The organism is Candidatus Thiosymbion oneisti (assembly GCF_004359955.1).
Lineage (GTDB): Bacteria > Pseudomonadota > Gammaproteobacteria > Chromatiales > Chromatiaceae > Thiosymbion > Thiosymbion oneisti.
In genome coordinates this window covers 35,789-62,181 of record NZ_SMSC01000012.1, presented here as the reverse complement: position 1 = coordinate 62,181, position 26,393 = coordinate 35,789, and the positions used below count along the sequence as shown (strand labels likewise).

The 26,393-nt window shown below is 61.0% G+C and carries 28 protein-coding genes; 23 read left to right on the top strand and 5 right to left on the bottom strand.

Going from position 1 to position 26,393, the window contains the following annotated elements; genetic code table 11:
• The first annotated feature begins 140 nt into the window (after window positions 1-140).
• From rpsB to E1958_RS08485, 15 genes are all read left to right on the top strand, one after another.
• A complete protein-coding gene (rpsB, locus tag E1958_RS08555; protein ID WP_207787604.1) occupies window positions 141-899 on the top strand; it encodes a 30S ribosomal protein S2 in 759 nt (252 codons plus the stop codon).
• Between the two features lie 144 nt (window positions 900-1,043).
• The gene (gene tsf / locus E1958_RS08550; RefSeq protein ID WP_133511512.1) at window positions 1,044-1,946 is read left to right on the top strand and encodes a translation elongation factor Ts; all 903 of its coding nucleotides are present in this window, start codon (window positions 1,044-1,046) and stop codon (window positions 1,944-1,946) included.
• A gap of 152 nt (window positions 1,947-2,098) precedes the next feature.
• The gene (pyrH, locus tag E1958_RS08545) at window positions 2,099-2,821 is read left to right on the top strand and encodes a UMP kinase (RefSeq protein WP_133511511.1); all 723 of its coding nucleotides are present in this window, start codon (window positions 2,099-2,101) and stop codon (window positions 2,819-2,821) included.
• 1 nt (window position 2,822) lies between these two features.
• Entirely contained in the window at window positions 2,823-3,380 is a 558-nt protein-coding gene (frr, locus tag E1958_RS08540) for a ribosome recycling factor (RefSeq protein ID WP_133511510.1), read from the top strand.
• An 88-nt stretch (window positions 3,381-3,468) separates the two neighbouring features.
• A complete protein-coding gene (gene uppS / locus E1958_RS08535) occupies window positions 3,469-4,188 on the top strand; it encodes a polyprenyl diphosphate synthase (protein WP_341534729.1) in 720 nt (239 codons plus the stop codon).
• 8 nt (window positions 4,189-4,196) lie between these two features.
• Complete coding sequence (locus E1958_RS08530; protein WP_133511509.1) at window positions 4,197-5,051, top strand: phosphatidate cytidylyltransferase; 855 nt, start codon at window positions 4,197-4,199, stop codon at window positions 5,049-5,051.
• Window positions 5,052-5,107: 56 nt separating this feature from the next.
• Window positions 5,108-5,620 carry a hypothetical protein gene (locus tag E1958_RS08525; RefSeq protein WP_133511508.1) on the top strand — a complete coding sequence of 171 codons (513 nt, stop codon included), beginning with the start codon at window positions 5,108-5,110 and terminating at the stop codon, window positions 5,618-5,620.
• 58 nt (window positions 5,621-5,678) lie between these two features.
• Window positions 5,679-5,951 carry a DUF4351 domain-containing protein gene (locus tag E1958_RS08520; protein WP_133511507.1) on the top strand — a complete coding sequence of 91 codons (273 nt, stop codon included), beginning with the start codon at window positions 5,679-5,681 and terminating at the stop codon, window positions 5,949-5,951.
• A gap of 2 nt (window positions 5,952-5,953) precedes the next feature.
• Window positions 5,954-7,147, top strand: a complete 1,194-nt coding sequence (gene ispC / locus E1958_RS08515) for a 1-deoxy-D-xylulose-5-phosphate reductoisomerase (RefSeq protein WP_133511506.1) — start codon at window positions 5,954-5,956, stop codon at window positions 7,145-7,147.
• Between the two features lie 4 nt (window positions 7,148-7,151).
• Window positions 7,152-8,516, top strand: a complete 1,365-nt coding sequence (gene rseP, locus E1958_RS08510) for an RIP metalloprotease RseP (protein WP_133511505.1) — start codon at window positions 7,152-7,154, stop codon at window positions 8,514-8,516.
• A gap of 155 nt (window positions 8,517-8,671) precedes the next feature.
• Window positions 8,672-9,391, top strand: a complete 720-nt coding sequence (locus E1958_RS08505; RefSeq protein WP_133511504.1) for an HAD family hydrolase — start codon at window positions 8,672-8,674, stop codon at window positions 9,389-9,391.
• Complete coding sequence (tgt, locus tag E1958_RS08500) at window positions 9,381-10,484, top strand: tRNA guanosine(34) transglycosylase Tgt (RefSeq protein WP_133511503.1); 1,104 nt, start codon at window positions 9,381-9,383, stop codon at window positions 10,482-10,484. Before E1958_RS08505 ends, tgt begins: the two co-directional genes overlap by 11 nt.
• A 476-nt stretch (window positions 10,485-10,960) precedes the next feature.
• The gene (locus E1958_RS08495; RefSeq protein WP_133511502.1) at window positions 10,961-13,060 is read left to right on the top strand and encodes a tetratricopeptide repeat protein; all 2,100 of its coding nucleotides are present in this window, start codon (window positions 10,961-10,963) and stop codon (window positions 13,058-13,060) included.
• A 712-nt stretch (window positions 13,061-13,772) separates the two neighbouring features.
• Entirely contained in the window at window positions 13,773-14,066 is a 294-nt protein-coding gene (locus E1958_RS08490) for a type II toxin-antitoxin system RelE/ParE family toxin (RefSeq protein WP_133511501.1), read from the top strand.
• Complete coding sequence (locus tag E1958_RS08485; RefSeq protein WP_089724995.1) at window positions 14,032-14,424, top strand: HigA family addiction module antitoxin; 393 nt, start codon at window positions 14,032-14,034, stop codon at window positions 14,422-14,424. Before E1958_RS08490 ends, E1958_RS08485 begins: the two co-directional genes overlap by 35 nt.
• A 324-nt stretch (window positions 14,425-14,748) precedes the next feature.
• Here E1958_RS08485 and E1958_RS08480 read toward each other — a convergent pair whose 3' ends face one another.
• The gene (locus E1958_RS08480) at window positions 14,749-15,846 is read right to left on the bottom strand and encodes an AAA family ATPase (protein ID WP_207787594.1); all 1,098 of its coding nucleotides are present in this window, start codon (window positions 15,844-15,846) and stop codon (window positions 14,749-14,751) included.
• Between the two features lie 334 nt (window positions 15,847-16,180).
• Between E1958_RS08480 and nifE the strand changes: the two genes are divergently transcribed.
• The 4 genes from nifE to E1958_RS08460 all read left to right on the top strand — a co-directional run bounded on the left by nifE (window position 16,181) and on the right by E1958_RS08460 (window position 21,718).
• A complete protein-coding gene (nifE, locus tag E1958_RS21970) occupies window positions 16,181-19,042 on the top strand; it encodes a nitrogenase iron-molybdenum cofactor biosynthesis protein NifE (protein ID WP_424945073.1) in 2,862 nt (953 codons plus the stop codon).
• Between the two features lie 420 nt (window positions 19,043-19,462).
• On the top strand, window positions 19,463-19,780 hold the full coding sequence (gene fdxB / locus E1958_RS08470; protein WP_133511499.1) for a ferredoxin III, nif-specific: 318 nt from the start codon (window positions 19,463-19,465) through the stop codon (window positions 19,778-19,780).
• Between the two features lie 223 nt (window positions 19,781-20,003).
• On the top strand, window positions 20,004-21,158 hold the full coding sequence (gene nifV / locus E1958_RS08465; protein ID WP_133511498.1) for a homocitrate synthase: 1,155 nt from the start codon (window positions 20,004-20,006) through the stop codon (window positions 21,156-21,158).
• 62 nt (window positions 21,159-21,220) lie between these two features.
• Entirely contained in the window at window positions 21,221-21,718 is a 498-nt protein-coding gene (locus E1958_RS08460) for a hypothetical protein (RefSeq protein WP_133511497.1), read from the top strand.
• A gap of 414 nt (window positions 21,719-22,132) precedes the next feature.
• On the opposite strand, the gene E1958_RS08455 is transcribed toward E1958_RS08460, so the two are convergent.
• Window positions 22,133-23,263, bottom strand: coding sequence for a transposase (locus E1958_RS08455; RefSeq protein WP_133511496.1), 1,131 nt, complete (start codon window positions 23,261-23,263; stop codon window positions 22,133-22,135).
• A 164-nt stretch (window positions 23,264-23,427) separates the two neighbouring features.
• Between E1958_RS08455 and E1958_RS08450 the strand changes: the two genes are divergently transcribed.
• Complete coding sequence (locus E1958_RS08450; RefSeq protein ID WP_089729635.1) at window positions 23,428-23,679, top strand: type II toxin-antitoxin system Phd/YefM family antitoxin; 252 nt, start codon at window positions 23,428-23,430, stop codon at window positions 23,677-23,679.
• Window positions 23,676-23,936, top strand: coding sequence for a Txe/YoeB family addiction module toxin (locus E1958_RS08445; protein WP_133511495.1), 261 nt, complete (start codon window positions 23,676-23,678; stop codon window positions 23,934-23,936). Before E1958_RS08450 ends, E1958_RS08445 begins: the two co-directional genes overlap by 4 nt.
• A gap of 27 nt (window positions 23,937-23,963) precedes the next feature.
• Here E1958_RS08445 and E1958_RS21965 read toward each other — a convergent pair whose 3' ends face one another.
• The gene (locus E1958_RS21965; protein WP_424945072.1) at window positions 23,964-24,191 is read right to left on the bottom strand and encodes a transposase; all 228 of its coding nucleotides are present in this window, start codon (window positions 24,189-24,191) and stop codon (window positions 23,964-23,966) included.
• A 60-nt stretch (window positions 24,192-24,251) separates the two neighbouring features.
• Between E1958_RS21965 and E1958_RS08435 the strand changes: the two genes are divergently transcribed.
• Complete coding sequence (locus tag E1958_RS08435) at window positions 24,252-24,674, top strand: helix-turn-helix domain-containing protein (RefSeq protein WP_089729630.1); 423 nt, start codon at window positions 24,252-24,254, stop codon at window positions 24,672-24,674.
• A gap of 45 nt (window positions 24,675-24,719) precedes the next feature.
• Here the strand turns inward: E1958_RS08435 and E1958_RS08430 are convergent, their stop codons facing one another.
• On the bottom strand, window positions 24,720-24,983 hold the full coding sequence (locus E1958_RS08430; RefSeq protein ID WP_133511494.1) for an RnfH family protein: 264 nt from the start codon (window positions 24,981-24,983) through the stop codon (window positions 24,720-24,722).
• Window positions 24,984-25,190: 207 nt separating this feature from the next.
• Window positions 25,191-25,853 carry an electron transport complex subunit E gene (locus E1958_RS08425; RefSeq protein ID WP_133511493.1) on the bottom strand — a complete coding sequence of 221 codons (663 nt, stop codon included), beginning with the start codon at window positions 25,851-25,853 and terminating at the stop codon, window positions 25,191-25,193.
• 25 nt (window positions 25,854-25,878) lie between these two features.
• Here E1958_RS08425 and E1958_RS08420 point away from each other — a divergent pair, with 25 nt between their 5' ends.
• Window positions 25,879-26,241 carry a four helix bundle protein gene (locus E1958_RS08420; RefSeq protein WP_133511492.1) on the top strand — a complete coding sequence of 121 codons (363 nt, stop codon included), beginning with the start codon at window positions 25,879-25,881 and terminating at the stop codon, window positions 26,239-26,241.
• Window positions 26,242-26,393 lie beyond the last annotated feature (152 nt).

Genomic DNA, 26,393 nt, shown 5'->3' with positions numbered 1-26,393 from the left:
GGACAGTTTCTTAAGACGACTCCCAACACCACACACGCATCGACACAGCGGGTCGGGTGCCCGGAAACGGGTTGCCTGCTGGGATGCGTGGAGGCCAAACCCAAATCTTAACGAGGTCTCGATAAATGAGCGAAGTTTCCATGCGCGACATGCTGGAGGCGGGGGTGCACTTCGGGCACCAGACTCGCTACTGGAACCCAAAGATGGGGGCCTACATCTTCGGCCAGCGCAATAAGATCCACATCATCAACCTCGAGAAGACCCTGCCCCTATACCAAGAGGCGATGAACTATCTCGGATCCCTGGTGGCCAACGGCGGTAAGGTCCTGTTCGTCGGCACCAAGCGGGCGGCGCGGGACGCCATCCGCGAGCAGGCGGTACGCTGCGGCATGCCCTTCGTCAACCACCGCTGGCTCGGCGGTATGCTGACGAACTTCAAGACGATCCGCGAGCGCATCAAGCGCCTCAAGGAGCTGGATGCGATGTTCGAAGATGGCAGTATCGAGCGCTTCAGTAAACGGGAGGCCCTGGGCTTGAGTCGTGAGCAGGCGAAGCTGGAGCGGGGTCTGGGCGGGATCAAGCAGATGGAAAAGCTGCCCGATGCCCTGTTCGTCGTGGATGTAGGCTACGAGAAGATCGCCGTCAGCGAGGCCAACAAGCTCGGGGTTCCGGTGGTCGGGGTCGTGGACACGAACAATGATCCGGGCTGCGTGGACTATGTCATTCCCGGTAACGACGATGCCATCCGTGCCGTGCGTCTTTACATCGAGGGTGCGGCTGCCGCGGTATTGGATGGACGCTCTACCGCTGCCGCCATCGCGGCCGGACGCGATGGCGAGTTCATGGAAGTGGACGATAAGCCGGCCGAGCCTGAGACCATGGCTCCTGAAGCGACGTGAAGACTCGGTTCGGTGAGGAGTTGCCTGGGGGCGCCTTTTTCTAAGGCGCTCTGAAGTGTTACCGTCTGTACCGAGGGGTTCATCGAATGAGAATGACATTTTCATTCGTGGTTCCATTGCGCATCCATGAGAGGGTCAGCAGTCATGGCGATTACAGCCGCGTTGGTTAAGGAGCTCAGAGAACGTACCGGTGCCGGCATGATGGAATGCAAGCAGGCGCTGGTCGAGTCCGACGGTGATCTCGAGGCTGCCATCGAGGCGATGCGCAAGTCCGGACAAGCCAAGGCCGCCAAGAAGGCAGGCAGGATCGCCGCCGACGGGGTGGTGGTCATCGCCGTCGCCGGGGATGCCAAGGCCACGGATGCCAAGAAGGGTGTCATGGTCGAAGTCAACTGCGAGACCGACTTCGTGGCCAAAGACGGAGGCTTTACCGACTTCGCCGAGCGGGTCGCGGCGTGCGCCTTGGCGAGCGATGCAGCGAATGTCGAGGCCCTGGGGGCCAAATCCCTGGAGGCAGGCGAGGATACCAGTATCGCCCAGGCCCGCGCGGATCTCGTGGCTAAGATCGGGGAAAATATCCAGCTGCGGCGCCTGGTCCGCTTCGATGACCTAGAGGGCGAACTCTACAGTTACCGCCATGGGGTGCGCATCGGCGTCCTAGTGGAAATTGAAGGCGGCAATCCGACGCTCGGTAAGGACATTGCCATGCACATCGCCGCTACCAATCCCCTGTGTGTGAGTGCCGATGAGGTGCCTGCCGCTACCCTGGAGAAGGAAAAGGAGATCTTCCGCGCCCAAGCCCTGGAGAGCGGCAAGCCGGAACCGATCGTGGAGAAGATCGTCGCCGGACGGGTACGCAAATACTTAGAAGAAGTAACCCTGCTCGGTCAGGCCTTCGTCAAGGACCCGGATGTAACCGTGCAGAAGCTGCTCACCCAGGCGGGAGCAAAGGTCGTGCGTTTCGCCCGCATCGAGGTCGGCGAGGGGATCGAGAAGAAGCAAGAGAATTTTGCCGACGAGGTCAGGACGCAGGTGCGTGGTGACTGAGGGCTGGGGGCGTATGAGATCTTCGGAGGCCATATAGACGAAGAATTTCATCCGCAAATGAACGCCAATGAACGCAAATTAAAATCACTTCTTATTTGCGTCTATTTGCGTTCATTTGCGGCTAAAAAATCCCAGTAAAAGGTCCCAAGCCAGTGTCTCCGATCCACTATCGCCGCATCCTCCTCAAGCTCAGTGGCGAGGCCCTGATGGGAGCGGGTGCCTACGGCATCGATCCGGGGGTGATCGGTCGCTTGGCCGGCGAGGTACGGGAGCTGGTCGTTAGCGGCGTACAAGTAGCGCTGGTAATCGGCGGCGGCAATATCTTCCGCGGCGCGGGCTTGGCTCAGGGGGGGATCGACCGGGTCACCGGCGATCACATGGGCATGTTGGCCACCGTCATCAACTCGCTTGCCATGCAGGATGCACTGGAGCGCCTGGAGGTGCCGGTGCGGGTCATGTCGGCACTGAGAATCGACCAAATCTGCGAAGGCTATATCCACCGCCGCGCCTTGGATTATCTGGAGAAGGGTTGGGTGACTATCTTCGCCGCCGGGACCGGTAACCCTTTCTTCACCACGGACTCGGCGGCAAGCCTACGGGCGGTGGAGATCGGCGCCGACCTGTTGATCAAGGCGACCAAGGTCGATGGCGTCTATTCGGCCGATCCGGTCAGGGACCCCGCAGCGGTCTTCTACCGGCGTTTGACCTACGATCAGGCCTTGCAGGAGGACTTGGCGGTCATGGATACGACGGCCCTCGTCCTGTGTCGGAATAGCGGTATCCCGTTGCGGGTGATGAACATCTACGAGCCGGGCGCACTGATGCGACTGGTTGGAGGGGCCGAGATCGGCTCCCTGGTGGAAGGTGGGGAATGAGATGATCGACGACATCAAGAAAGACGCCGCAACACGCATGAGTAAAAGCGTGGAATCCTTGCGGCATGAGCTGGCCAAGATTCGCACCGGGCGTGCGCATCCTGCTTTGCTTGATCACCTGGTCGTTTCCTATTACGGCTCCGATGTACCCATCAAACAGGTGGCAAATATCACGGCCGAGGACGCCCGCACCCTCGCGGTCACGCCCTGGGAGAAGGACATGGTACAGGCGGTGGAAAAGGCCATCATACAGTCCGATCTGGGACTCAATCCCAACACGGCGGGGATGGTGATCCGGGTGCCCATGCCGCCCCTGACGGAGGAGCGGCGCCGGGATTTGATCAAGGTGGCCCGTCACGAAGCCGAGCAGGTCCGGGTAGCGATTCGCAACATCCGGCGTGACGCAAATCACGGACTTAAAGAAGCGGTGAAGGAAAAGATGATATCCGAGGACGAGGAGCGTCGCGGTGAGGAGCTGGTGCAGAAACTGACCGACGATTACATCAAGGGTGTGGACAAGGTCCTTGCCGAGAAGGAACAGGACCTGATGTCCATCTGATACCCCTTCTAGGGGACGTTTTTGGGGAGCTTGCGTTTTGAACAAGGATACGTCGCCATCCTCGGACGACCAACCTCTACCACGACACGTGGCGATCGTTATGGACGGGAACGGGCGCTGGGCATTGCGGCGCAGGTTGCCGCGTGCGGCCGGACACCGGGCGGGGATCAAAAGCGTTCGGGCCATTGTGGAAGAGAGCGTTCGCCAGGGTATCCAAGCCTTGACGCTCTTCGCCTTCAGCAGCGAGAACTGGCACCGTCCCAAGTCCGAGGTCAACCTCCTGATGGATCTGTTCATGGGCACCCTGCGCTCGGAAGTCAATCGACTCAGCGAGCATGGCGTGCGACTGCGGATCATCGGTGAGCGTGCGGCCTTTCCGGAAAAACTGCGACAGCGTATGGCCGAAGTGGAGAAAGTGACAAGTGCCAACGAGGCCATGCTGCTCCAGGTCGCCGCCAATTACGGCGGACGTTGGGACATCGTGCAGGCGGCTCGGCGGCTGGTCGCGGATGCGCGCGCTGGTCGCATCGCGCCGGAGGATGTGGACGAAGGGATCTTTTCTACCCGGTTGTCCTTTCCTGACCTGCCGGATCCCGATCTTTTCATCCGCACCGGCGGAGAGCAACGAATCAGCAACTTCCTGCTCTGGCAGTCGGCCTACAGTGAGTTCTATTTCAGCGATCTGATGTGGCCGGATTTCGATGCCCTAGCCTATCGGGAGGCCTTAGCCGATTTTGCAGGTCGGCAGCGCCGTTTCGGCTTGACCGGTGATCAGGCCAGCATCCGCGCCGCAAATGGAACCAGCTAGGAGCTATCGTGTCCGCAAGCAAGCTGCGGCAGCGGACCCTGACCGCACTGCTCATTGCACCCTTGACAGTAGCGGCCGTCCTGTGGTTGCCCCCTGCCTATCTTGCCTTGTGCCTGGGGCTGATCTTGGTGCCAGCGGCGTGGGAGTGGTCGGCCATGGCCGGCATCGCAGTGCGCGCCGGACGGTTTGCCTACGTGGCTGTGGTGGCCCTCTGTCTGCTCCTTCTATGGCAGCCCCCGCTGCGCCAATGGTATGTACATATGATGGCAGCGGCGGCGGTCTTCTGGGGTGCCGTCGCGTTCCTCTTGTTCCGGTTGCGCACCGTCGAGTGCAAATCGGGACCGGAGCCTGTGATGGCAGCGGTGGGATTGGTGGTACTCATCGGTCCCTGGCTCGCAATCCTTCACCTGCACGCCCACTCGTCCGCAGGTCCTTATCTGGTGATCTTTCTGCTCGTGCTCATCTGGGTTGTGGATACCCTGGCCTATTTCACGGGACGCCGCTGGGGACGCGAGAAGCTGGCGCCCCTGCTCAGTCCGGGCAAGACCCGCGCCGGTGTCTACGGGGCCTTGGTCGGCGCCGGTCTGTGTGGGATTCTGTTGGGCTGGTCGCTGGGGCTATCGCTCGGGTATGCAATGCTGCTCGTCGCTCTGTGTGTCCTGGTGGCATTGGTCTCGATGATCGGCGACCTGTTTGAGAGCTTCGTCAAACGCAGCCGCGACCTGAAGGACTCGGGGCAGCTGCTCCCCGGACACGGCGGGATACTCGATCGCATCGACAGCCTGACCGCGGCCGCCCCCCTGTTCACGTTGGGCATCCTGTGGTTGGATGCCCAGCTGATGATCCTGAGCAACGGCGGTTGACCGCACAGCAAGATTATCCGGTGCTATTGACATTCATTGTTTAACTATCTCAAGCCATGCGTCTTTTGTTGATCCGATTCTGTGCGGTCGCCGCCGTTAGCGTGCTGCTACTCGGTGGCGGAGGCTGCGACCGGTTCGGGCAGCAGGTGGCGGGTGTACTGCTCGGTATCGGCTTCAACGAGCAGCCCGTATCCGGTCCCGTCGCAGTGGGTGCCGAGTGGCTGGAGATCGTGCCACCGTCGCCACTTAGCGTGGTCGAAAACGAGCAGTCGATCCGTTTGCAGGTGGCCGGGGTCGCGGACATGGATGCCGGCGGCTCGCTGACCCTCGATGATGGCCGGAGGATAAGGGTTACTGCCGAGGTGATCGACGATCGAGGCACCCGCTATCCGCTCATTCTGGGGGGCATCAGCGGTATGCAACACGCCTACGCCTACTTCTACCGTGCCGGGGACTACCCGCCGGGCCCGGATTTTCCGCTCGATCGAACCATCGTGAAGCTCCGCATGCGGAGCGATGCACCGCTCGAGGTCGAGGAGATCCGGTGGATTTGCGCAACGAACTATTGAATGAGGAGACAATGAGCGGGTCGAATACCAACGTGACTATCCTGACGAGGCGAAGACCATGAGCCGATTTGCCGAGCGCTTCCGCGAGGAGGGTATACAGCAGGGCATGCAGCAAGGTTTGCAACAGGGAATGCAGCAAGGTATGCAGCAAGGTGTGCAGCAAGGCAAGCACCAAGGCGAAGCCTTGGTCTTGGAACGACTATTACGTCTGAAATTTGGCACCTTACCCGATGAGGTGCAGCAACGTATCGATCAAGCCAGCGAACAGACCTTGCTGGCGTGGTCCGAGCGGGTCCTCACTGCCAACCGTCTTGACGAAGTTCTCCACTGAGGATGATCGGCATCACCCTGCTTGGTTCCACCGGTTCTATCGGCGTCAGTACCCTGGATGTGGTCGAGCGCCATCGGGAGCAATTTCGCATCGTCGCCTTGACCGCCAACCGAGATGCCGAAGGCATGGCCCTGCAGTGTCGCCGTCACCGACCCGAGTACGCGGTTATGGCGGACCCGGTGGCGGCGGGCAAGCTCCGGTTGCTGCTGTCGGGCATGGCGAAGCCGCCGGAGGTGCTCGCGGGGACAGCGGCCTTGGAGTCCGTAGCGGCCTTACCCCAGGTCGACTGTGTAATGGCAGCGATTGTCGGCGCCGCCGGCCTTTTGCCCACCCTGGCGGCCGCACGCGCGGGCAAGCGTCTGCTGTTGGCCAACAAGGAGGCCCTGGTGGTCGCGGGCTCGCTCCTGATGCGGGCCGTCGCGGACAATGGTGCCAGGATTTTGCCCATCGACAGCGAGCACAATGCCGTGTTTCAGTGTCTTCCCGGGGATTTCCACGGTGGAGGCGATATTGAACACTTGGGCGTGGACCAGATTCTGCTGACCGCTTCCGGCGGGCCCTTCCGGGACATGCCTCTGGAGGAGTTGGCAGAGGTCACGCCCGAGGCGGCCTGTGCCCACCCGAACTGGGACATGGGACGCAAGATTTCGGTGGACTCGGCGACTATGATGAACAAGGGTTTGGAGCTCATCGAGGCCTGCTGGCTATTCGGCACCAATCCCAGCCGGGTCCGGATCCTGGTGCATCCCCAGAGTGTGATCCATTCCCTGGTGCAGTACCGGGATGGCTCGGTGCTGGCACAGCTCGGGAATCCGGACATGCGCACCCCCATCGCCCACGCCCTGGCATGGCCTGACCGGATCGATTCCGGCGTTGCCGCGCTCGATCTACTCGAGGTCCAAAGGCTCGACTTCCGTCCGGCAGATCCCAAGCGTTTTCCCTGTCTGGCATTCGCATACAGCGCGGCAGCTCAGGGTGGCACTTATCCTGTCATTCTCAACGCGGCCAATGAGGTGGCGGTAGACGCATTCTTGAAGCGGCGGATCGGATTCATGGACATCCCGGCCGTGGTCGAAAAGACCCTGCAACAGCTCCCGCGGGAGGGGGTCGAGGGCTGGGAGGTCGAACAGCTGTTGGACGCGGACCAGCGAGCGCGGCGGGTCGCGGAACAAAATCTCGGCGGAGTTGCCGAATAGATCCATGTTGGAACTACTCTACACGGTCGGTTGGTTCATCGTCGCCTTGGCAATCCTCATCGCGGTCCACGAGTTCGGGCATTTCTGGGCTGCCCGCAAGCTCGGGGTCAAGGTGCTGCGTTTTTCCATCGGTTTCGGCAGACCCCTGCTGCGCTATGTCAGCCCCCGCGACGGGACCGAATACGTGCTGGCCGCCATTCCCCTCGGCGGCTATGTCAAGATGCTGGATGAGCAGGAAGGATCAGTCCCCGAGGCAGAGCAGCACCTGGCCTTCAACCGCCAGCTGCTCTGGAAGCGCTTCGTCATCGTAACTGCAGGACCTTTCTTCAACTTCTTGTTTGCCGTTCTCGCCTACTGGGCCATTTTCGTCGCGGGTGACGTGGGCACGCGGGCGGTGGTGGGGACGGTCGCCCCGGGGTCCATCGCAGCTGAGGCCCGTTTCGCCCCTGGGGATGAGCTGCTGGCGGTTGCCAACCGGCCGACGCTGACCTGGGAAGCGGCGGTCTTTGCCCTAATGGCGGAGGTCCTGAATGGCGAGGATCTTGCGGTTCGCGTGCGCGATGAGAGCGGTCTGGAGCTGGTGCGGGTGCTGAACGGCGATGCGCTGGCCGGGTTGCCCGATGACCCGGCGTTGCTCTCGAATCTGGGATTGTCGCCGATGCGACCCCTCTTGCCGGCCCGCATCGGTGAGCTTACCCCAGGCGATCCGGCCGCGCAGGCAGGGCTGCGCCCCGGCGACCAGGTCCGCCGCGTCAATGGCGAGTCGATCGCCCACTGGGGCGATCTGGTCGAGGCAGTGCAGGCACATCCCGGTCAGCCGTTGCGGCTGGAAGTCGAACGTGGCTCCGAACGGCATGAACTCCTGGTGATCCCCCGTGCCGTACAGCTGGATGGCCGGGAGATCGGACGCATCGGCGCCGCAGCGCAAATCTCGCCCCATCTGTTCGACGAGTACCGGACGGAGGTGCGACTGGGGCCCGTCGCGGCACTGAGTGCGGCTATCGGCAAGACCGCAGATATGAGTCTGCTCATGCTGCGTGTGATCGGGCGCATGCTGAGCGGTAAGGCGTCGGTCGAGAATCTGGGCGGGCCGATCTCCATCGCCGAGACCGCGGGCAAGACCGCGAGCTACGGCCTGGGTTACTTCATCAAGTTTCTAGCGGTGGTCAGCGTCAGTCTCGGCGTACTCAATCTGTTGCCCATCCCCCTCCTGGACGGGGGACACCTGCTCTATTTCGCCATCGAGGCCATCAAGGGCAGCCCGCTCTCCGAGCAGGCGCAATTACAGGGGCAGCGGGTCGGACTCGCCCTGTTGGCGGCGCTCATGACCCTCGCCTTCTACGTCGACATCTCACGCTTGTTGGGTTAGCAATCCAAAAAAAAGCGCGACGGAAGTGTCGCGCTTAGGATTACCACCAAAGGAGGATGGAAGAACGCACCGAAATGCCGTGTAGTGTTTCAGTGCATCAGTATCTTCTTAAATTCCGAACTAGCTGTCAAGCCTTATCGGCTGCAAACGACTGGATGGACAAGCTGCCAACCGAGCGTGCCTTCAGGCTCCTGACCATCGACCTCGATGATACCCTCTGGCCCTGCGCACCGACCATTGAGCGGGCGGAAGCGGTGCTCTATGCCTGGCTGGAGCGAACTGCGCCGCGGCTGACGGAGGTCTATGATCAGGAAGCCATGCGCCGCCATCGTCGAGTGCTGATGATGAGCCGGCCCGAGATCGCCCATGATCTCACGGCGGTGCGCCGACACTCCCTACGCGGCCTGCTCTCGGCCTACGGCTATGATATGGCCTTGGCCGATGCTGCCGTGGCCCTGTTCCTGGAGCACCGCAACCGGGTCATACCCTACGCGGACGTGCTTCCCGCCTTGCAGGCCCTGGGCGCCGAATACCCATTGGTGTCGGTCACCAACGGCAACGCCGAGGTAGCCCGCACGCCCTTGCGCGGTCTGTTCGGGCGGTCCCTGACCGCCGCCGATGTGGGGGCCCGGAAGCCGGCGCCGAATCTCTTTCTCGGCGCCCTCCAATGGGGTCGCGTGCCCCCGGAACGGGCCCTGCATCTGGGGGACGATCCCTACCGGGACGTGGAGGCGGCCCGGCGCTTAGGCATGGCAGCGGTCTGGATCAACCGGGGGGACACTCCCTGGCCCCATGAGCTGAAACCGCCTGCTGGTGAGGTAGCGGATCTCGGGCAGCTGCGATGTTGGCTGGAAGACCGTCAGCGTGCGCTTTGAGGTCCTGGCGCAGGATGGGGCGGCAAGGCGTGGGCGTCTGACCTTCGACCGCGGCAGCGTCGAGACCCCCGCCTTCATGCCCGTGGGTACCTACGGCACCGTCAAGGCCATGACGCCGGAGGAGCTGACCGGTCTGGGGGCCCAGCTCATCCTCGGCAACAGCTTTCACCTGATGCTGCGGCCCGGGGTAGAGGTCATCCGCCGCCACGGTGGTCTGCACCGCTTCATGCACTGGGAGGGTCCGATCCTCACCGATTCCGGCGGATTTCAGGTCTTCAGCCTTGGAGACCTGCGCCGGATCACGGAAGAGGGTGTGCACTTCAAGAGTCCGGTAGACGGCAGCCCGGTCTTCCTGATGCCCGAGGACGCCATGGTGGTACAGCGGGCGCTGGGCTCGGACATTGTCATGATCTTCGACGACTGCACCCCCTTCCCGGCGGACGAAGACCGCGTGCGGGACTCTATGCTGCTCTCCCTGCGCTGGGCCGCGCGCAGTCGCGAGGCCCACGGGGACCATCCGGCGGCCCTGTTCGGCATCGTCCAGGGGGGGATGTACGAACATCTGCGCGCGGTCTCCCTGGCGGGTTTGCTGGACCTGGGATTCGACGGCTATGCGGTGGGTGGCCTGTCGGTAGGAGAGCCGCAGGCGGATCGGCTGCGCATCCTGGACTTCCTGTCCGGGCGCCTGCCGGCGGACAGACCGCGGTACCTGATGGGCGTCGGCACCCCGGAGGATATGGTCGCGGCGGTGCGGCGGGGTATCGACATGTTCGACTGCGTCCTGCCGACCCGCAACGCCCGCAACGGCTTTCTGTTTACCGCCGGCGGCGTCGTCAGGATCCGCAACGCCCGCTACCGGACCGACGAGGGGCCGTTGGACCCGCTTTGCGACTGCGCTGCTTGCAGGCATTACAGCCGGGCCTATCTGCATCACCTGGACAAATGTAAAGAGATCCTGGGCGCCCGGCTCAATACCATCCACAACCTGCACTATTATCAAGGGCTCATGCGCGCCCTGCGCGATGCGATCGCGGCGAAGAGACTGGATGCCTTCAGCCATGAGCTCCGAGTCTTGCAGGCCAAAAGCCCCTGACACACCATTTCTCCTTAATTTTCTGTTTATGGTATCTCCTGTAGGGAACGGCCGATCTGCCGTTCTGCAGGCCGTTCGGAACGACGGGTCGGGCGTTCCCCACGAGAGTTGAGGTGAAACGGGGTACACGGGGTTTTTACGACGATGTTGGGGTTCGTTCCTCACCCCCACCTACCGGCAATGTCGAACGTGGTGGCGGACGGGCAGCGGCGGCGTACAGCGGCGTGGACAAAGAAGCAGCCGTAGATTAACCTTTGAAAATACCCACATGATCAAAGTCTGCCATCCAAGCAGAACGGATACCGGCCCAACAGAATTTTTTGCGGGACCTTACCGGAGCACTTCTATCGGGCTGGCATCATTGCCGAGCCGGTGACCATGCCCCTCGACCGAGCGCGCGGCTTTCATTTGCCCTGGGTCCGGCTCTACGCGGACCGCGACGACTTCGGCGCTGACCTCTTCGGCGAGGATGGGCAATGAACGCACCTCCCGTCAGCCCGGCCGTCCAACGCTGGCAGGCGCGCTTTGTCGCCGAGCCCGTCCAGGCCATCGGTGATCTGCTGGCCAACCGTATTTTCCTCGGCCCCTTCGCGCGGGCGCGTCCCTCCGAGGCCCTGGTCCAAATCCTGACACCGGAACAGATCCCGCCGGCGGACCGGGCAATGCGTGAGTGGCTCGGGGCGGTACTCGACGCACCGGCGCGGACGGACCTTCCAGGCAAGCGGTTCGCCGATGCCCTGATCGATGCCTTCCGCGCCGTGCTCCTGGTGCCCCTGCCGGAATCCCGGGCCTGGTGCGCCCATAACCAGGGCCGGCTGCGTGCTTGGCTGCGCGGCTTCTACTTCGGCCGTTCTCGGGACCCGGAGGCGGCACTGCTCGCCGCCCTCACCCAGAATCAAACGGACCGCCGCTTGCTCGGTCTGTGGCTCGGACTCACCCGGCTTGCCGGAGGCGTCCACGAGGACTATGCACGCATCGGCATCACCGGCCTGCGCCTGCTGCCGGCGGACGATGAAGGAACCGTGGAGCGTTCGGTACCGCGGGCCATGCTGCGCGGCGTACTGGACTACGGTGAGGTCCTGGCCCGCCGGGGCGACCTGAAAGGAACCCCCTGGTTCGCCGAGCTGGACTATCTGGCGGGCGTCTACCCCATGAGTGCCGACCAGTGGGGACGGCGCTTTCGTGACCTGATCCAGGCGCGGGACGTCTCCAGCCCGGTGCGCAAGTGGCTGAACCGGCGCTACCCGTCTGCCCTGGAGCCGTCCGATCCACGGCAGACGAAGGGCCTCCTGCAGTCGCCATATCCAGATGAGCTGCGGCCGCTGCTGCGGCAGTTGCCGGAGAATCTCGCGGCCATCAAGTCACAGCTCGAGGCACATTTCGACCAACATCGCCAGTATTGCCGCGAGACCGGGGACAGCTTCTATCTGGTGCGCACTTTCTGCAACCTCGGGGATCGGCTCCTGGGGCCGGACCCGATCTGGGCGCGGGCGCTGGCCCATGAGGCCGCCCGTTGGAATCCGCAGAATCCCTATGCCTGGTCCCTGCTCGCCCGCGCCCTGGAGGCGGAAGGCGACTGGCACCGGGCCCAGGCGGTCTACTGGCACGCCCGCCGGCGCTTTCCGCATGACGAGCAATCTCACAACCAGCTTGCCCATGCCCTGGTCCTGCACGGCGATGTGGAGCTCGGCGAGGCGGTCTATCGGGCGGCCATCCGCTTGTTCCCGGACAACCCCGTTTGCCGCGCCGACCTCGCCCACACCCTGCGTATCACCGACCGCCGGGACCAGGCGGTGGCGGTCTACCGGGAGGCCCAGCAGCAATTCCCACGCGATCCCGCGACCATCTGCGGCCTGGCGGATACCCTGATCGACCTGGCGCGGTTGGACGAGGCAGAGGAAGTCCTGGACCGGGCCGACCAACTCGACTTCGATGAGAAAAGCGCCGCCAAGCTGGACCAGATCCGCCGTCGCCTGCAAGGGGCGCTGGCCGGCGAGCCGGTTCGGCCCGCGCAACCGCGGTCCCCCCACGCGGGTCCCGCCGGCGATCTGGCCGATCTGGCCGACATCACCGGCGAGGACCTCTCCCACGACCCCGCCTTTGGCCGCGCCGTCTTGCTGCGGCGGAGTGGCAACAGCGGTAACGGGGCGCTCGACCGCGCAAAATCGGAGATCGAGACCCTGCCCCCCGGCAGTGTCCAGATCATCGAGACCGGCCTCTGGTATGCCCGGACCGAGGGCTGGCCCGTAGCCGCAGACTGGTTCGATCGCAACTGGGAGCAGTACCCCGGCGACGGTGTGCTGCGCGTACACCGCAACCGCGCCCAGGCCCGCGCCGGGAAGCAGGTGGACTGGACCCTGGAGCAGGCGCGCTATCCCTATCTTGCGACCGTGATCGAGACGGAAATCAACCACGCGCCCCCCGCCCGCATCAAGCATCTGGATGCGGACGCCGAAGACCTCACCGAGGAACAGCGTCAGGATGTCTGGTTCCTGGGCCTGACGGAACGGGGCGATGCCGAGCTACGCGACAGCGCCGAGGAAGACCTGCTCGCCGCCCGGCACCTGGTGGGCTGATGGGTCCTTTTGGCGTGCGGCGGCAGGTATTGTTTTAACTACGAATCACACGAATCGACGCGAATATTCCCAAGGGTGCAAACCTTCCAATTCGCGCAGATTCGCGTGATTCGTAGTTTATGACTAACGCAACTAAGCGTCGTAGCGTTTAAGAGGCTGTCTAAAAAAAGGGCCGTAGCCCAGAGTAGGCGGTAGGCTGGGTTGAGGAACGAAACCCAGCTTTTACGGGCAGGTTTGGTTCGCTGGGTCTCGTCCCTCGACCCAGCCTACCGATTTATACTGCCACACGGCACAATCCGAGCTTTTGAATTTCCCCCTCACCCCGGCCCTCTCCCGGAGGGAGAGGGAGTGAAATGCGCAGATTGTGCCGTGTGGCAGTATAAAATCAATGTGTTAGTTTTTAGACAGCCTCTAAGCGGGATTGGTGCGACGTCCCTTACAGTGTTTGACCACCTTGCTTGACCGCGGGAAGAGAGCGGTAGGTTGGGCAAAGCCGCAGGGACGCGGCGTGCCCAACATTCTGTGTTGGGCACGGACCAGGTCCCCTCCTTCGTCGGGACAAGCCGACCCTTTGCCCAACCTACGAGCTACCTGATCACGGACGATCAGCGCCTAAAGGCGGGATGCGCTGCGCTTTCCTGCCCTACGCGGGTTGCGACGGCAGCAAGTGAGCGAGTTAACGGTTATATTGGTATTCGTTATAATATGATATATGATCCGTTCATTTCAGGATCCTGGTACCGAGGACATCTTCAATGGCTCCAACACGCGGGCCGCGCGGAGGGCTTGTTCCAAGACCCTATGGTCGGTGGCCCGACGCAGGTTAGATCAAATCAATCGCGTCCGCGACGTCCGAGAGCTGGCAATACCTTCGGGGAACCGCCTTGAGCGTTTGTGCGGAGACCGGAGCGGACAGTACAGCATTCGGATTAACGACCAATATCGCATCTGCTTTCGCTGGGAGCGTGGCTATGCGGACGAAGTCGAAATCACCGACTACCACTAAACGGAACAAGACGACCATGAGGCAAAATCGCGGACAGGGGCCTGTGGCGAGGCGGTTGCCTAGTGAGAGGCCCCCAACACATCCCGGAGAGATGCTGTCGGAGGAATTCCTGAAGCCACTGGGGATCAGTCAGTCCGCCCTTGCGATTCGCTTGGGGGTTTCATTCCCCCGGCTGAACGAAATCATTCGTGGAAAACGCGCGGTGACACCAGACACGGCATTGCGATTGGCCCGCGTGTTGGGAATGTCAGCGGACTTTTGGCTTGGGCTCCAGCAGGACTGGGACCTCTGGCATGCCATGCGAAGCGACAAGGCCGTTGAGATTGACAAGTTGGAACCGCTAGGTCGCACTGCATAGTACCCTGTTTTCAAAAACGCAAAAAAAGGACAATTTAGGACAAAAAAAGGACACCCATTTTGTTTGGCCTTCCGAAGAATGCACCCGCTTCGAGGAGCACGAGCTGTGATTTCTCCCCAACGGTCCGAACCAGTGACGGGGGTCGTAAAACAGGTATGCGCTGCGCTTTCCCGCCCTACACGGGCTTATGCAGGACTACGTAGCAAATCGATCGAACGCTTCAGTGTCCTAAGTTGCGTGCTACGCTGATTCTCCCACAATCAACACGGTTGTTTGTGCCTGGCGAACCTTCCGGACCTGTTTACCGCGGCCTCTCGTCACGACTCAGACCCGCGGCACCGCACCGTAAGCGCCGGCCATGTACTTCGCGTAGAGATTGTCGTCCTTGCGTACCCCCTTCATGGAATCGAGGCGCCAGGCCTCGCTACGGCCCCGCTCATCCTTCTCTACCAGCATGACCTGCGGCTTTTGCAACAGGTTCAAGACCTCGGCTGCATGGCAAGTGAAGATGATCTGTGCGTCACGCGGATTGGTGCTCGGACTCAGAAACAGATCCATGATCGGTGAGAGCATGTGTGGGTGCAGATCCGCCTCGAGCTCGTCGATGACCGCCACGCCACCCCTAGCCAGCACGGGCAGCAGGTATGAGAGTAGAACATAGGCCCCCTGAGTGCCGCTCGATTCGAGCGTAAACATTCTCTTGGCCTCCCGGTCATCTACCTTATGCATGCCGAAAGGCATGTGGTACTTAGTTATCTCGGCGCTACCCGGGTTCGTGAACGACGTTTCTTCGATCACGACATCGGACAGTCCGAAATCCCACTCCCGTAATAGAGACACCGCCTGCTCCCACAGTGGAGCCTGCTCGCGGAAGACATTGGTTGCATTGATGATGCGATGAAAATCGTGTTCGCGGCCGGCCCAGACGACGTTCGAAAAGACCGACAGCTTGACCATAGTGCTGGCAAGCTGCACACCGTATTGCGCGGCGGTGGAGATGAGTGAAGCATTCTGCCGCACCTTCTTTGCCTCCGCAGGGGCCATACCGAAGCCCTGCTGCTTGACGACATAAATGCCGTTTCGCCAATCACGCTCGAACACGTAGCTGAAATACCGATTTGTCTTGCGGCGCAGGGATTCATGCAGGACGCGCTCGGGAGTCAGTTCCAGGGCATACCGCCACAGCTCACCTGCAAGCGCGAGCTCGACCTCGAACGAGCCGCGCTGGTCTGCGGAAAAGAAATGCGTCTCGAATGGGATGCCTCCACCCGGAGGTGCCTGAAACGAGCTGCTGATAAACCAGTGAGCGAACGCTAACGGTTTGATCAGATTCGTCTTACCACTACCGTTGGCACCAACGATAGCCATTACTTTCGACAACCGGCCATCGGTAACGCCCGGACCTCGCAGCGTCTTCGGCATACGAAAATCAACTGTGGTCTCGTCTGGGAACGAGAAAAAGTTGCGGAATCTATAGTGGTGCAGCATACCCGGGTCCACGTATTTTTTGGTCTTGATAGACAAAAAATAACATAATTTTGTGATTTTTTATCATTCTTTGAAAAATAGATGGGATTTTGGGTACGAGATTAAGGTGTGGTCGAGGACGTGGATTCCCTACACTAACCACAGTTTCGGGTCCCTTTGGTACAAAGGCTACATTTCCTTGCCCTTTCTTATCCTGAGAAATCAATCGGCTAGCGGTTGGCACGGGCCCTGCATGAATGCCCCCGAAGCATGCAGCCGAGGGGCCTCCATGAAGCGGAAAGACATCGCCATACTGCTCGACGAGCCGGCCCGCACCCACCCTAAGCCGGGAAAGTCCGGCTGCGCCAAGCCAAAGCCGGGGGCCACCGCCGGCGGGTGTGCCTTCGATGGCGCTCAGATCGCCTTGCTGCCCATCGCCGATGTAGCCCATATCGTCCACGGCTCTATCGCCTGCGCCGGTAACTCCTGGGACAACCGGGGGACCCGATCCTCCGGACCCTCGCTGTACCGGATCGGCATGACCACGGACCTGACCGAGCAGGACGTGGTCATGGGGCGGAGCGAGCAGCGGCTTCTACACGCCATCCGACAGGCCATCGACAGCTACCACCCGGCGGCGGTCTTCGTCTACAACACCTGCGTCCCGGCCCTGATCGGTGATGACCTGGAAGCGGTGTGCAAGGAGGCGCAAGGCCGCTGGGGTACGCCGGTGGTGCCCGTGGACGGCGCCGGCTTCTACGGCACCAAGAACCTGGGCAACCGCATCGCCGGGGACACCATGGTCAAGTATGTGTGCGGCGGCCGGGAGCCGGACCCACTGCCGGCGGGTAGCGAACGGCCGGGCTTCAAGGTCCACGACGTAGCCCTGGTGGGTGAGTACAACATCGCCGGCGAGCTCTGGCATGTGCTGCCCCTGCTCGACGAGCTGGGGCTGCGGGTGCTATGCGCATTGTCAGGCGATGCCCGCTTTCGGGAGGTGCAGACCATGCATCGCTCGGAGGTCAATATGATGGTCTGCTCCAAGGCCATGCTCAATGTGGCGCGCAAGCTGGAGGCGGCCTTCGGCACCCCCTGGTTCGAGGGCAGCTTCTATGGGGTTAAGGACGTCTCCCAAGCCCTGCGGGATTTCGCCCGTCTGATCGGCGACCCGGATCTGACCAAGCGCACCGAGCGGCTGATCGCCCGTGAGGAGGCCCGCATCGACGACGAGCTCGTCCCCTGGCGGGAGCGACTTGCCGGACGCAAGGCGCTGCTCTATACGGGGGGCGTGAAGTCCTGGTCCATCGTGGCTGCGCTGCAGGACCTGGGAATGGAGGTCGTCGCCACCGGGACCAAGAAGTCCACGGGGGACGACAAGGCCCGCATCCAGGCACTCATGGGGCGGGACGCGATGATGATCGAGGACGGCAATCCCCGCGTCCTGCTCGAGATCGTGCGTGAGCACCAGGTTGACGTACTGATTGCCGGCGGACGCAACATGTACACGGCGCTTAAGGCGCGCCTCCCCTTCTTAGACGTCAACCAGGAGCGCGACTTCGGCTATGCGGGATACACCGGCATGCTGGAATTGGCCCGCCAGCTGTGCCTGACCATCGAGAGCCCGGTATGGGCGGCGATCCGCCAGCCAGCGCCCTGGGCTCGAGGGTCCGCACCAGAGCATGGGGTCGCAACGGCGCCGCACCCCGTTCAGGACGCCCCCAGGGCCGAGATCGTCAAGCGCAGAAAGGCCCTGTCCGTCAACCCGCTGAAGGCGAGTCCCACCATTGGGGCCGCCCTGGCCTTCCTCGGCTTCCGCCGTTGCATCCCCATGCTGCACGGCTCCCAGGGCTGCGCGGCCTTCGGCAAAGTCTTCTTCGTGCGCCATTTCCGCGAGCCCATCCCCCTCCAGACCACTGCCATGGACCAGGGCAGCGCCGTGATGGGTGCGAACGAGAACCTGGTGGAGGGACTCAAGACCCTGTGCCAGAAACATGCCCCAGAGCTCATCGGCGTACCCACCACGGGACTTGTGGAGACCCAGGGCACCGACATCCGCATGGCCGTGCGCATGTTCCGGGACCAGTATCCCCAGCTCGACGCCATCCCGGTGGTGCCGGTGGCGACGCCGGATTTCACCGGCTCCCTGGAATCCGGCTATGCCCTGGCGGTCGCGGCCGTCATCGGGCAGCTGGTCCCCCGGGCGGATGCTGCCGGGACCCGGCCGGGGCGACGCCCGCGCCAGGTCAACCTGCTGGTGGGTGCCCACTTGACCCCCGGCGACCTGGAGTACCTCAAGGACCTGATCGAGCGCTTCGGTCTGCACCCGATTGTGCTGCCGGACCTGTCCGATTCCCTGGACGGCCACCTGACCGAGCAGGATTTCAGCCCCTTGACGATGGGCGGCGCCCAGGTAGCGGACCTGGCGGTCCTGGGTGATTCAGCGGCGACGCTCGTGGTCGGTGCCTCCCTGGACGCCGCTGCGGATCTGCTGGCCGAGCGCACCGGCGTGCCGGACGCCCGCTTCCCCCACTTGATGGGGCTCGCGGCCGTGGACGCCCTCGTGACCGAGCTGGCACGGATCTCCGCCACACCCGTGCCGGCACAGGTCGAGCGCCAACGCAGCCAGCTCCAAGACGCCATGCTGGACACCCATTTCATGCTCGGTAGATCCCGCTTCGCCCTAGCCGCCGACGCGGACCTGTTGGTCGGCTTCAGCGACCTGTTGGCCTCCCTGGGGGCGGAAACGGTCGCCGCCGTAGCCCCCACCAATACGCCCGCCCTGGAGCGAGTCCGTACCACTAAGGTCGAGATTGGGGACCTGGAAGACCTCGAGCGCACCGCCCGCGAACGCGGTGCCGAGGTACTGATCGGCAACTCCCACGCCGCTCCCACGGCGGAGCGTTCAGGTTTGCCCCTGCTGCGCGCCGGCTTTCCACTCTACGACCAGGTGGGCGGCTATCAGCGCCTCTGGATCGGCTACCCGGGGACCCGCCGGACCCTGTTCGATCTGGCCAATATCCTGCTGTCCCTGGAGAGGGGTGAAATCCGCCCCTATCACTCGCGCCTGTCCCCAAAATCGGAGAAGGGGTGGAGGGAAGGGGACACACAGGTGACCTGCAACTTGGAAGCCGTCGCAAAGGAAGCGGCCTAGGGGGTGTTCTCAATTAAAACAGAGGGTCTCTCGTTCCCACGCGCCGCGTGGGAACGCGGAAGCTCCGCGCCGCGGAGTGCCTCGGAAACTCGTAGCCGCTGCTGCATGGGCCTGATGTGCTTGATTTTCATGAGGATTCAGCTCAATTGAGAACGCCCCCTAGGATCCCTTGAGGGACCCGAGTCTTTACAAATGAGTCAAGTTTGTGCGCTGCATAAAAAATTCCGGTTGTCATTTCGAGCGCAGCGAGAAATCCTTGTCCCGACGGAGGAGGGATCTTGTGCGCCGGGAGCTTCTGCAAGCTAAGAAGATCCCTCGCTACGCTCGGGATGACAATTCCCTTCGGTCGAGATGACAGCTCCCTTGAGTTGTTCACGCCTCGTCGGTCTGAGGCGATGCCTCGTTAGGAGTGGAACAGCCATGAATACCATAACCGGTGTCACCCACGGCGGGGCGGAATGGATCCCTGCCTTCATTACCGATCTTAACCAGGCCAACTGCATCGGCTGCGGACGCTGCTTTAAGGTGTGTCCCCGGGACGTCTTCGAGCTCCTGGATCGGGACGACCTCGATTTGGATTTGGATGCAGGCGACGATGACGACTACGACGACTTCTCCGACGATACCAGTATGGTCATGGGTTTGAAGGACCCCATGGACTGTATCGGCTGCCAGGCCTGCTCCCGGGTGTGCCCGAAGAAATGTCTCAGTCACGCGCCCCAACCGGTCGCCGCCTAGTACGGCAGTGCCGATAACATGGAATCGTTTTTTGCCGCAAATGAACGCGAATAAACGCAAAGTGGTCGCAAAAGATCAGATTGTCTTTTCTATCCGCAGATTACGCAGATTCTCACAGATTGTTTCGTTTTTAATCTGCGAGAATCTGCGTAATCTGCGGATAGATTGAAGCGATCGACTCTTTTTTCCCATACTCAATCAGGGCCTCGGCGGTTCCGCAGTAATGCAGCACAAATCCGCACAAGTCACCATCAACGACACCACCCTCCGGGATGGTGAGCAGTCGGCCGGCGTGGCCTTCTCACTCGCCGAGAAGCTCGCCATCGCCCGTGGCCTAGCCGGTCGCGGCGTTCCCGAGCTGGAGATAGGCATCCCCGCGATGGGCGCGGACGAGCGCGCGGGTATTCGCGCGCTCGTGGAGCTGGGACTTTCGGCCCGCTTGATGGTCTGGGCGCGGATGTCGTCCGGGGACATCGACCAGTGCCGTGACCTCGGGGTCGATCTGGTCGACCTCTCGCTGCCGGTGTCGGATCAGCACCTCAGCCGCAAGCTCGGCAGGGACCGGCCCTGGGCTCTGGAACAGATCCGGCGCCTGGTACCGGCGGCCCGGGAATTGGGGCTAGCCGTCTGTGTCGGTGCCGAGGATGCATCCCGGTCGGACCCCGGATTTCTCCGGCAGGTGGCTGCGACGGCCCAGGAGGCGGGTGCCCAGCGGTTTCGGTTCGCGGACACCATCGGCCTGCTGGACCCCTTTTCCACCTGCGCCCGTATCCGCGACCTGGCCGGAGCCTGCGATCTCGAGATCGAGATGCACGCCCACGACGACCTGGGGCTCGCCACGGCCAACACCCTGGCGGCGGTGCGCGGCGGCGCTACCCATGTGAACACCACGGTCCACGGCCTCGGAGAACGGGCCGGAAACGCCGCCCTGGAAGAAGTGGTGATGGGTCTGAAACACCTGCACGGAGTGGCCTCTGGCGTAAACCTCTCGGGCTTCGACGAGCTGTCACGCTTGGTTGCCACCGCCTCGGGCCGACCGGTCGCCTGGCACAAGAGCCTGGTCGGGGGCGGTGCCTTCACCCACGAGGCCGGGATCCACGTGGACGGCCTGCTCAAGGATCCCCGCAACTACCAGGGCATCGACCCGGCCGAGCTGGGTCGCAAACACCGCCTAGTGTTGGGCAAGCATTCGGGCAAGGGGGCCGTGCGCCGGGTCTATGCAGAGCTGCTGGACTTGGAGCTGGAGCCGGAGCAGGCCGAGCAAGTGCTGTCCCTGGTCCGCCGCTTCGTCACCGGGACCAAGCGCACCCCCCACCTCCTCGACCTGCAACGCTTCCTCGCGGAAATCAATCACCCCCAGGTAGCCCACTGCCATTAACCTAGCGAGGCTTTGCCTTGGACCGACGAAAAATGGACTTTTTGCCGCAATAGGCACAGATTATGGATCTACTGGATTTCGATGGCGAGGCGCTCTATTTCGAACAGCCGCTGAGTCAGCAGGTCAAGCAGCTGCTCGCACAAGCGGCACTACAATACGGCGAGGCAGCGGCGGAGCACAGCCTGTTGCAGGCCTATTTCCTGGAACCCGAGCACCTGACCGTACTCGTTGCCCTCTACCGCTACTTCTTCTATGGCCACCGCTACTCGGAGGCCCTCATGGTTGCCGATCGAGCCATCGCCGTGACGGCAACCCAACTGGGGTTGTCCACCGATTGGCGTACCCTATCCAGGGACGATCTCGAGCGTGCCGTACCAGTATCCATGACCCTGACCCGCTTCTTGCTCTGGGCGCTGAAAGGCTCGGGATACCTCAAGCTGCGTCTGGACGACGCCCAGGGAGCCCTGGAACGGTTCGAGAAGGTAGTGGAAATGGACACCAGCGATCGTCTCGGCATGGAGGCATTACTCAGGCTCGCGCGCGAGAAGGCTAGTACCTAGTTTCGACTGATATTGCAGATTCATTCCCAATACTGGAAACAAAAACCACGAATGGACACGAATATTTCCATCGGCCCTAATAGCCCCTCTCCCACCGAGAGAGTGTCGCAAAAGTCCCTCTCCCGGCCAGGAGAGGTGTTGGGGAGAGGGGATTAAAACAGGAAATCCCTCCCCTTTGGAGGGTGTTGTAAAAGGGTAGGGCGGGAAAACATAGCGCATCTTTGTTAATCATCTCGATTTGTTGCCTGCTCCATTGAAAACATAACGGCATGGCTAGCCGGTCCAATACCGCGTGTGCTGATGACTTGAGCCAAGCTCCTGAGCTCAATGCGCGGCACTGGGTCGGGCTGAGCCATTTGTTAGCCGACGGTTTTCATTGTCTTACGACGAACGCTCCGCTAGCCACCCTTCCAACTAAGCTTGGTTCAGTCGGGGAACTTGAATGGACGCGCCGGCTGAACCACACGAGGCGCGTGCAGCCTGGATACCACGCAGATATTTGGTCTGGCACCGGGCACAGAGATTCACGAGTGATGCCGGTGCGCCGACTGCCGTTCCAAACGCCTTGAGAAGACGCTCGGAATAGCCGATAAACCGCTCCCCGTCGATACCCAGCCGGACGAGAATCTTGGGCTCTCGTGCCTCAATGTATCCAGGCTTATCCGCGCGTAACGCCCGGCCTGTCCAATCGACCAGCTCCAGGTAATCCTCGAAGGCAAAGGGTACCGCCCAAGGGGTCTGCGCCGTGGCATCGAAGGGCATCAGTGGGGCCGGGGGTAAGACCTGCGTCTCGGCCTCCGATCGTAACCGCTCCCCATCGAGTGTTGCGAGTGTTGTGTTGGGATCTGAATCTTTAACGGTTACGGTCTCCTGCGAGCCGGCTTCGGACCCAGCTTCTTTCGGCAACCCGCCGACACGCTCCTGAATCGAAGTGTAGTCCGAAGCCTCCGGCGTCTCGGCCAGCCCCGCCCGCACCGGATTCAGATCCACATAGGCCATCGCCGCCAGCAGCGCCTGCTCATCGAGCAGCGCCTGACTCTTGAAGCGACCCTCCCAGAAACGCCCCTTCACCCCATCCTCGGCATTGGCCCGGCGGGCGATGTGCTCGTTGAGCGTGCGCATGAACCAAGACAGATCGTGCAGCCGAGCCCGATAGACCGCGACCAGCGCCTCGACCTCGGCGATCTCCACTTGGCTCATCTCTACTCGTGACGCCGAGAGATAACGGGTCACCAACAGCGGCCCGGTGAAGAGTGCCGTCCAGCGCCGCAGCACCTCCTCGATCGACCACCCCAAGGCCCGTTCGCGGTCAATGCGCACCACGATGTGATAGTGGTTACTCATTACCACATAGGCAGCTACATCGATGGCAAACAGAGTGGCAAGCTGCTGCATGCGTTCGACGATCCAGCCGCGACGATGGTCGAAATTCAAACCCGAAAACGGGTCCTCACCACACAGGAAGGCACGGCGCACGCAACGGCATACACAGTGATACCAAGGAGTGTCCTCAAGGGAGACGAGGACTGAGCGGGGAGCGGTCATGATCGGACTCCTGGTTGAGTGCTAGCTCAGTGGGAAAATTGGGTCAAACAAAATGGGTGTCCTTTTCTTCTTTTCTTAAAAATGTGTCCGAGTTGACGGTCTTGTTGTGTGCTGCTACATTTCCTGTACAATATCGCGTACCCATTGATGCAAGAGAGGTTACTATGGATACCATAAGTTACACCGCAGCACGCGCTAACCTAGCGAAAACTATGGAAAAAGTGTGCAATGACCACGATCCCGTGATTATCACTCGAAAGAGAGAATCCCCTGTCGTGATGGTTTCTTTAAAAGACTTCCAGGCTATGGAAGAAACTGCATACTTACTCCGGTCTCCTGCAAATGCTCGCCATTTGCTAGAGTCGATTGCGGAGCTTGAGGCAGGGAAGGGTACTGAGCATGAGTTAATAGAATGAAACTCACTTTTTCCAGTAAAGCTTGGGAGAACTACCTGTACTGGCAAAAAACCGATAAAGCCATACTTAAACGGATTAATGCCCTGATTAAGGATATTCAGCGTGAGTCTTTTGAAGGCATTGGTAAGCCTGAACCTTTAAAGCATGGTTTGTCGGGCTATTGGTCTCGACGCATTAATGATGAACATAGGCTTGTATATAAAGTTTTAAATGACCACATTTTTATCGCCCAGCTTCGCTATCACTACGAGTATTAATGCACATTAACGGCTTGGCTCAGGCGCCTAATACCGTGGGGCACTGAGCTTGAAAGTTGATGAGGAGCTGGATTGCGGCATCGGTTCGCCTGCAGGCGAATGATCTGTGAAAAACGATCCATCAATTGAGCCTGGCCCCTTTCCTGTTAGGTACTTTCCCTTGAGATACTGGACTGCCCTCGACACCGACAGCTGCGGAGGGATTCCGATCAGCATGTGAACATGGTCGCGATTAATTGATCCTGCATAGATCACCTTTTTCGGAACGCACAAGCAATACGACGATATTGATGCACAAACGATCTGAGGTGATCTATGGAAATTCGTCCTATCAAGTCCAAAGCTGATTATCAGGCCACGCTCAAGGAAATTGAATCGCTCATGTCTGCTGAAGCTGACACGCCTCAAGGTGATCGTTTGGACGTCTTGGTTACGCTGGTTGAAGCCTATGAGCGGATTCATTATCCGGTTGCCTTTCCAGACCCCGTTGAAGCCATCAAATTTCGCATGGAACAGCAAGGCCTTACCGTTGATGATCTCGTGCCGGTCATCGGTCGAAAAAACCGCGTATACGAAATTCTGACCCGCAAGCGTCCGCTGACCCTCCGAATGATCGAGAGGCTGCATGAGACCTTCTCAATCCCGGCAGAAAGTTTGTTGAAACACAGTTCTCAGAGTAAGGGTATGCCACATAAATTCGGGAAATATCGCCTAACAAAAAATACAGCTGACACTTGAAGGTGATCGGAAGGGCCAGCAGTGGAACCAAATTCAGTGTGACGATTATTCCGAATCCCGCCGCTCCACGGTCTCCGGGTCGGCCGTGATCGGGCAATAGATCTCGATCCGGTCGCCTTCCGCAACCTTGGTGGTCAGCTTGGAGAGCTTGCCGAAGATGCCGACGCGCTGGGTGTCCAGGTCGATCTGAGGAAACCGGGCCAATAATCCGGAGTGCTCGATGGCTTGTTGCACGGTGCTGCCGTCGGGGACCTCCAGCTTCAACCACACTTTTTCAAACTTGTCGGCGTAGGCGACACCCACGTTCATCGTTGTAACTCCAGTTCGTAGGCTGGGTTGAGGAACGAAACCCAGCTTTGCTGGCTCCCACGCTCCAGCGTCGACAAGCAGCTAGTACCCAGTTTCGACCGCTGTTGCAAGTTCATAGTATCTGCTTGCTCACACGCTTGGTTCACACGCTCCAGTGCGGAGACTAGCAATATCGAGCGAAACTATGTACTAGTCCCTCAAGGGATCTTAACCACTCCCCTTTCCCGTCGCCTTCAGGCTTCCTCGCTCCAACATGCGCTTGCCCGCGAGGAGGAAGCCCAGGGCGATAAATCCGCCCGGTGGCAGGATGGCGAGGAGGAAGCCGTGATAATCCGGGATCAGGGTCAGCTCGAGAAACGCCAGGGCGTCGCCCAGCATCAGCGCGGCACTTTGAAACAGGGTGCCGTTTCCAATCAGCTCCCGCACCGCCCCCAGGACCACCAGGACTAGGGTAAAACCGATTCCCATCATGAGGCCGTCGACCAGGGCCGGCAGCACTCGGTTGCGGGAGGCGAAGGCCTCCGCGCGCCCTAGGATGGCGCAGTTGGTGACGATTAGGGGGATGAAGAGCCCCAGGACCCGGTGCAGATCATGGACCCAGGCGTTCATACCCAGGTCCACCAGGGTCACCAGGACGGCGACGATGAGTACGAAGATGGGGATGCGCACCTCGGGGGTGATGAGGCCGCGGATCAGGGCCACCAGGACGCCGGAGGCGACCAGGACAAAGGTGGACGCGAGCCCCAGGCCCAGGCCGTTGGTCGCGGTCCCTGTCACCGCGAGCAGTGGACAGAGCGCCAGGGATTGGACGAGGACGACGTTGTTGTCCCAGAGACCGGCGCGGGCGATGCGGCCATAATCGGTGCTCATGGTCGGGCTCCTGGAATGATGAGTGATGAATGAAAAGCAAGGTATTCTTGAACGAACCAAGGCATTTGCGCTGAGAATTATCCGGCTTTACTCGTCTTTACCGAAGACGGTAGAGGCACAGGTGATTGGAAAACAAGTTCTTCGTTCCGGCACATCAGTGGGCGTACAGGTTCGGGAAGGTAAAAGGAGTAGGTCGGATGCCGAAATGATCAGTAAGACCGAAGGTGCACTTCAGGAATTGGAAGAAACAATATATTGGCTCGAACTCCTCGTGGACTCTGGCATCATCAAGGCCGAATTGCTTGCCGCCTTGATGGCAGAGGCCGACGAATTAACGGCAATATTGGTTACAAGCGCCAAAACAATCAAGAACCGAAAGCGCAAATGACTCATTCCTCCATCCCAATGTCGTTAAGTTAAGCCGTCATTCTGCCAGGGAGTGGCGGAATCCAGTCACAGGGATGTGAAAATTCTCCTGATTTTCAGAGCCTTTCGGTTTCGGTAATCCCGGTCGAATTGGCAGCATTGCCTTAACTTAAT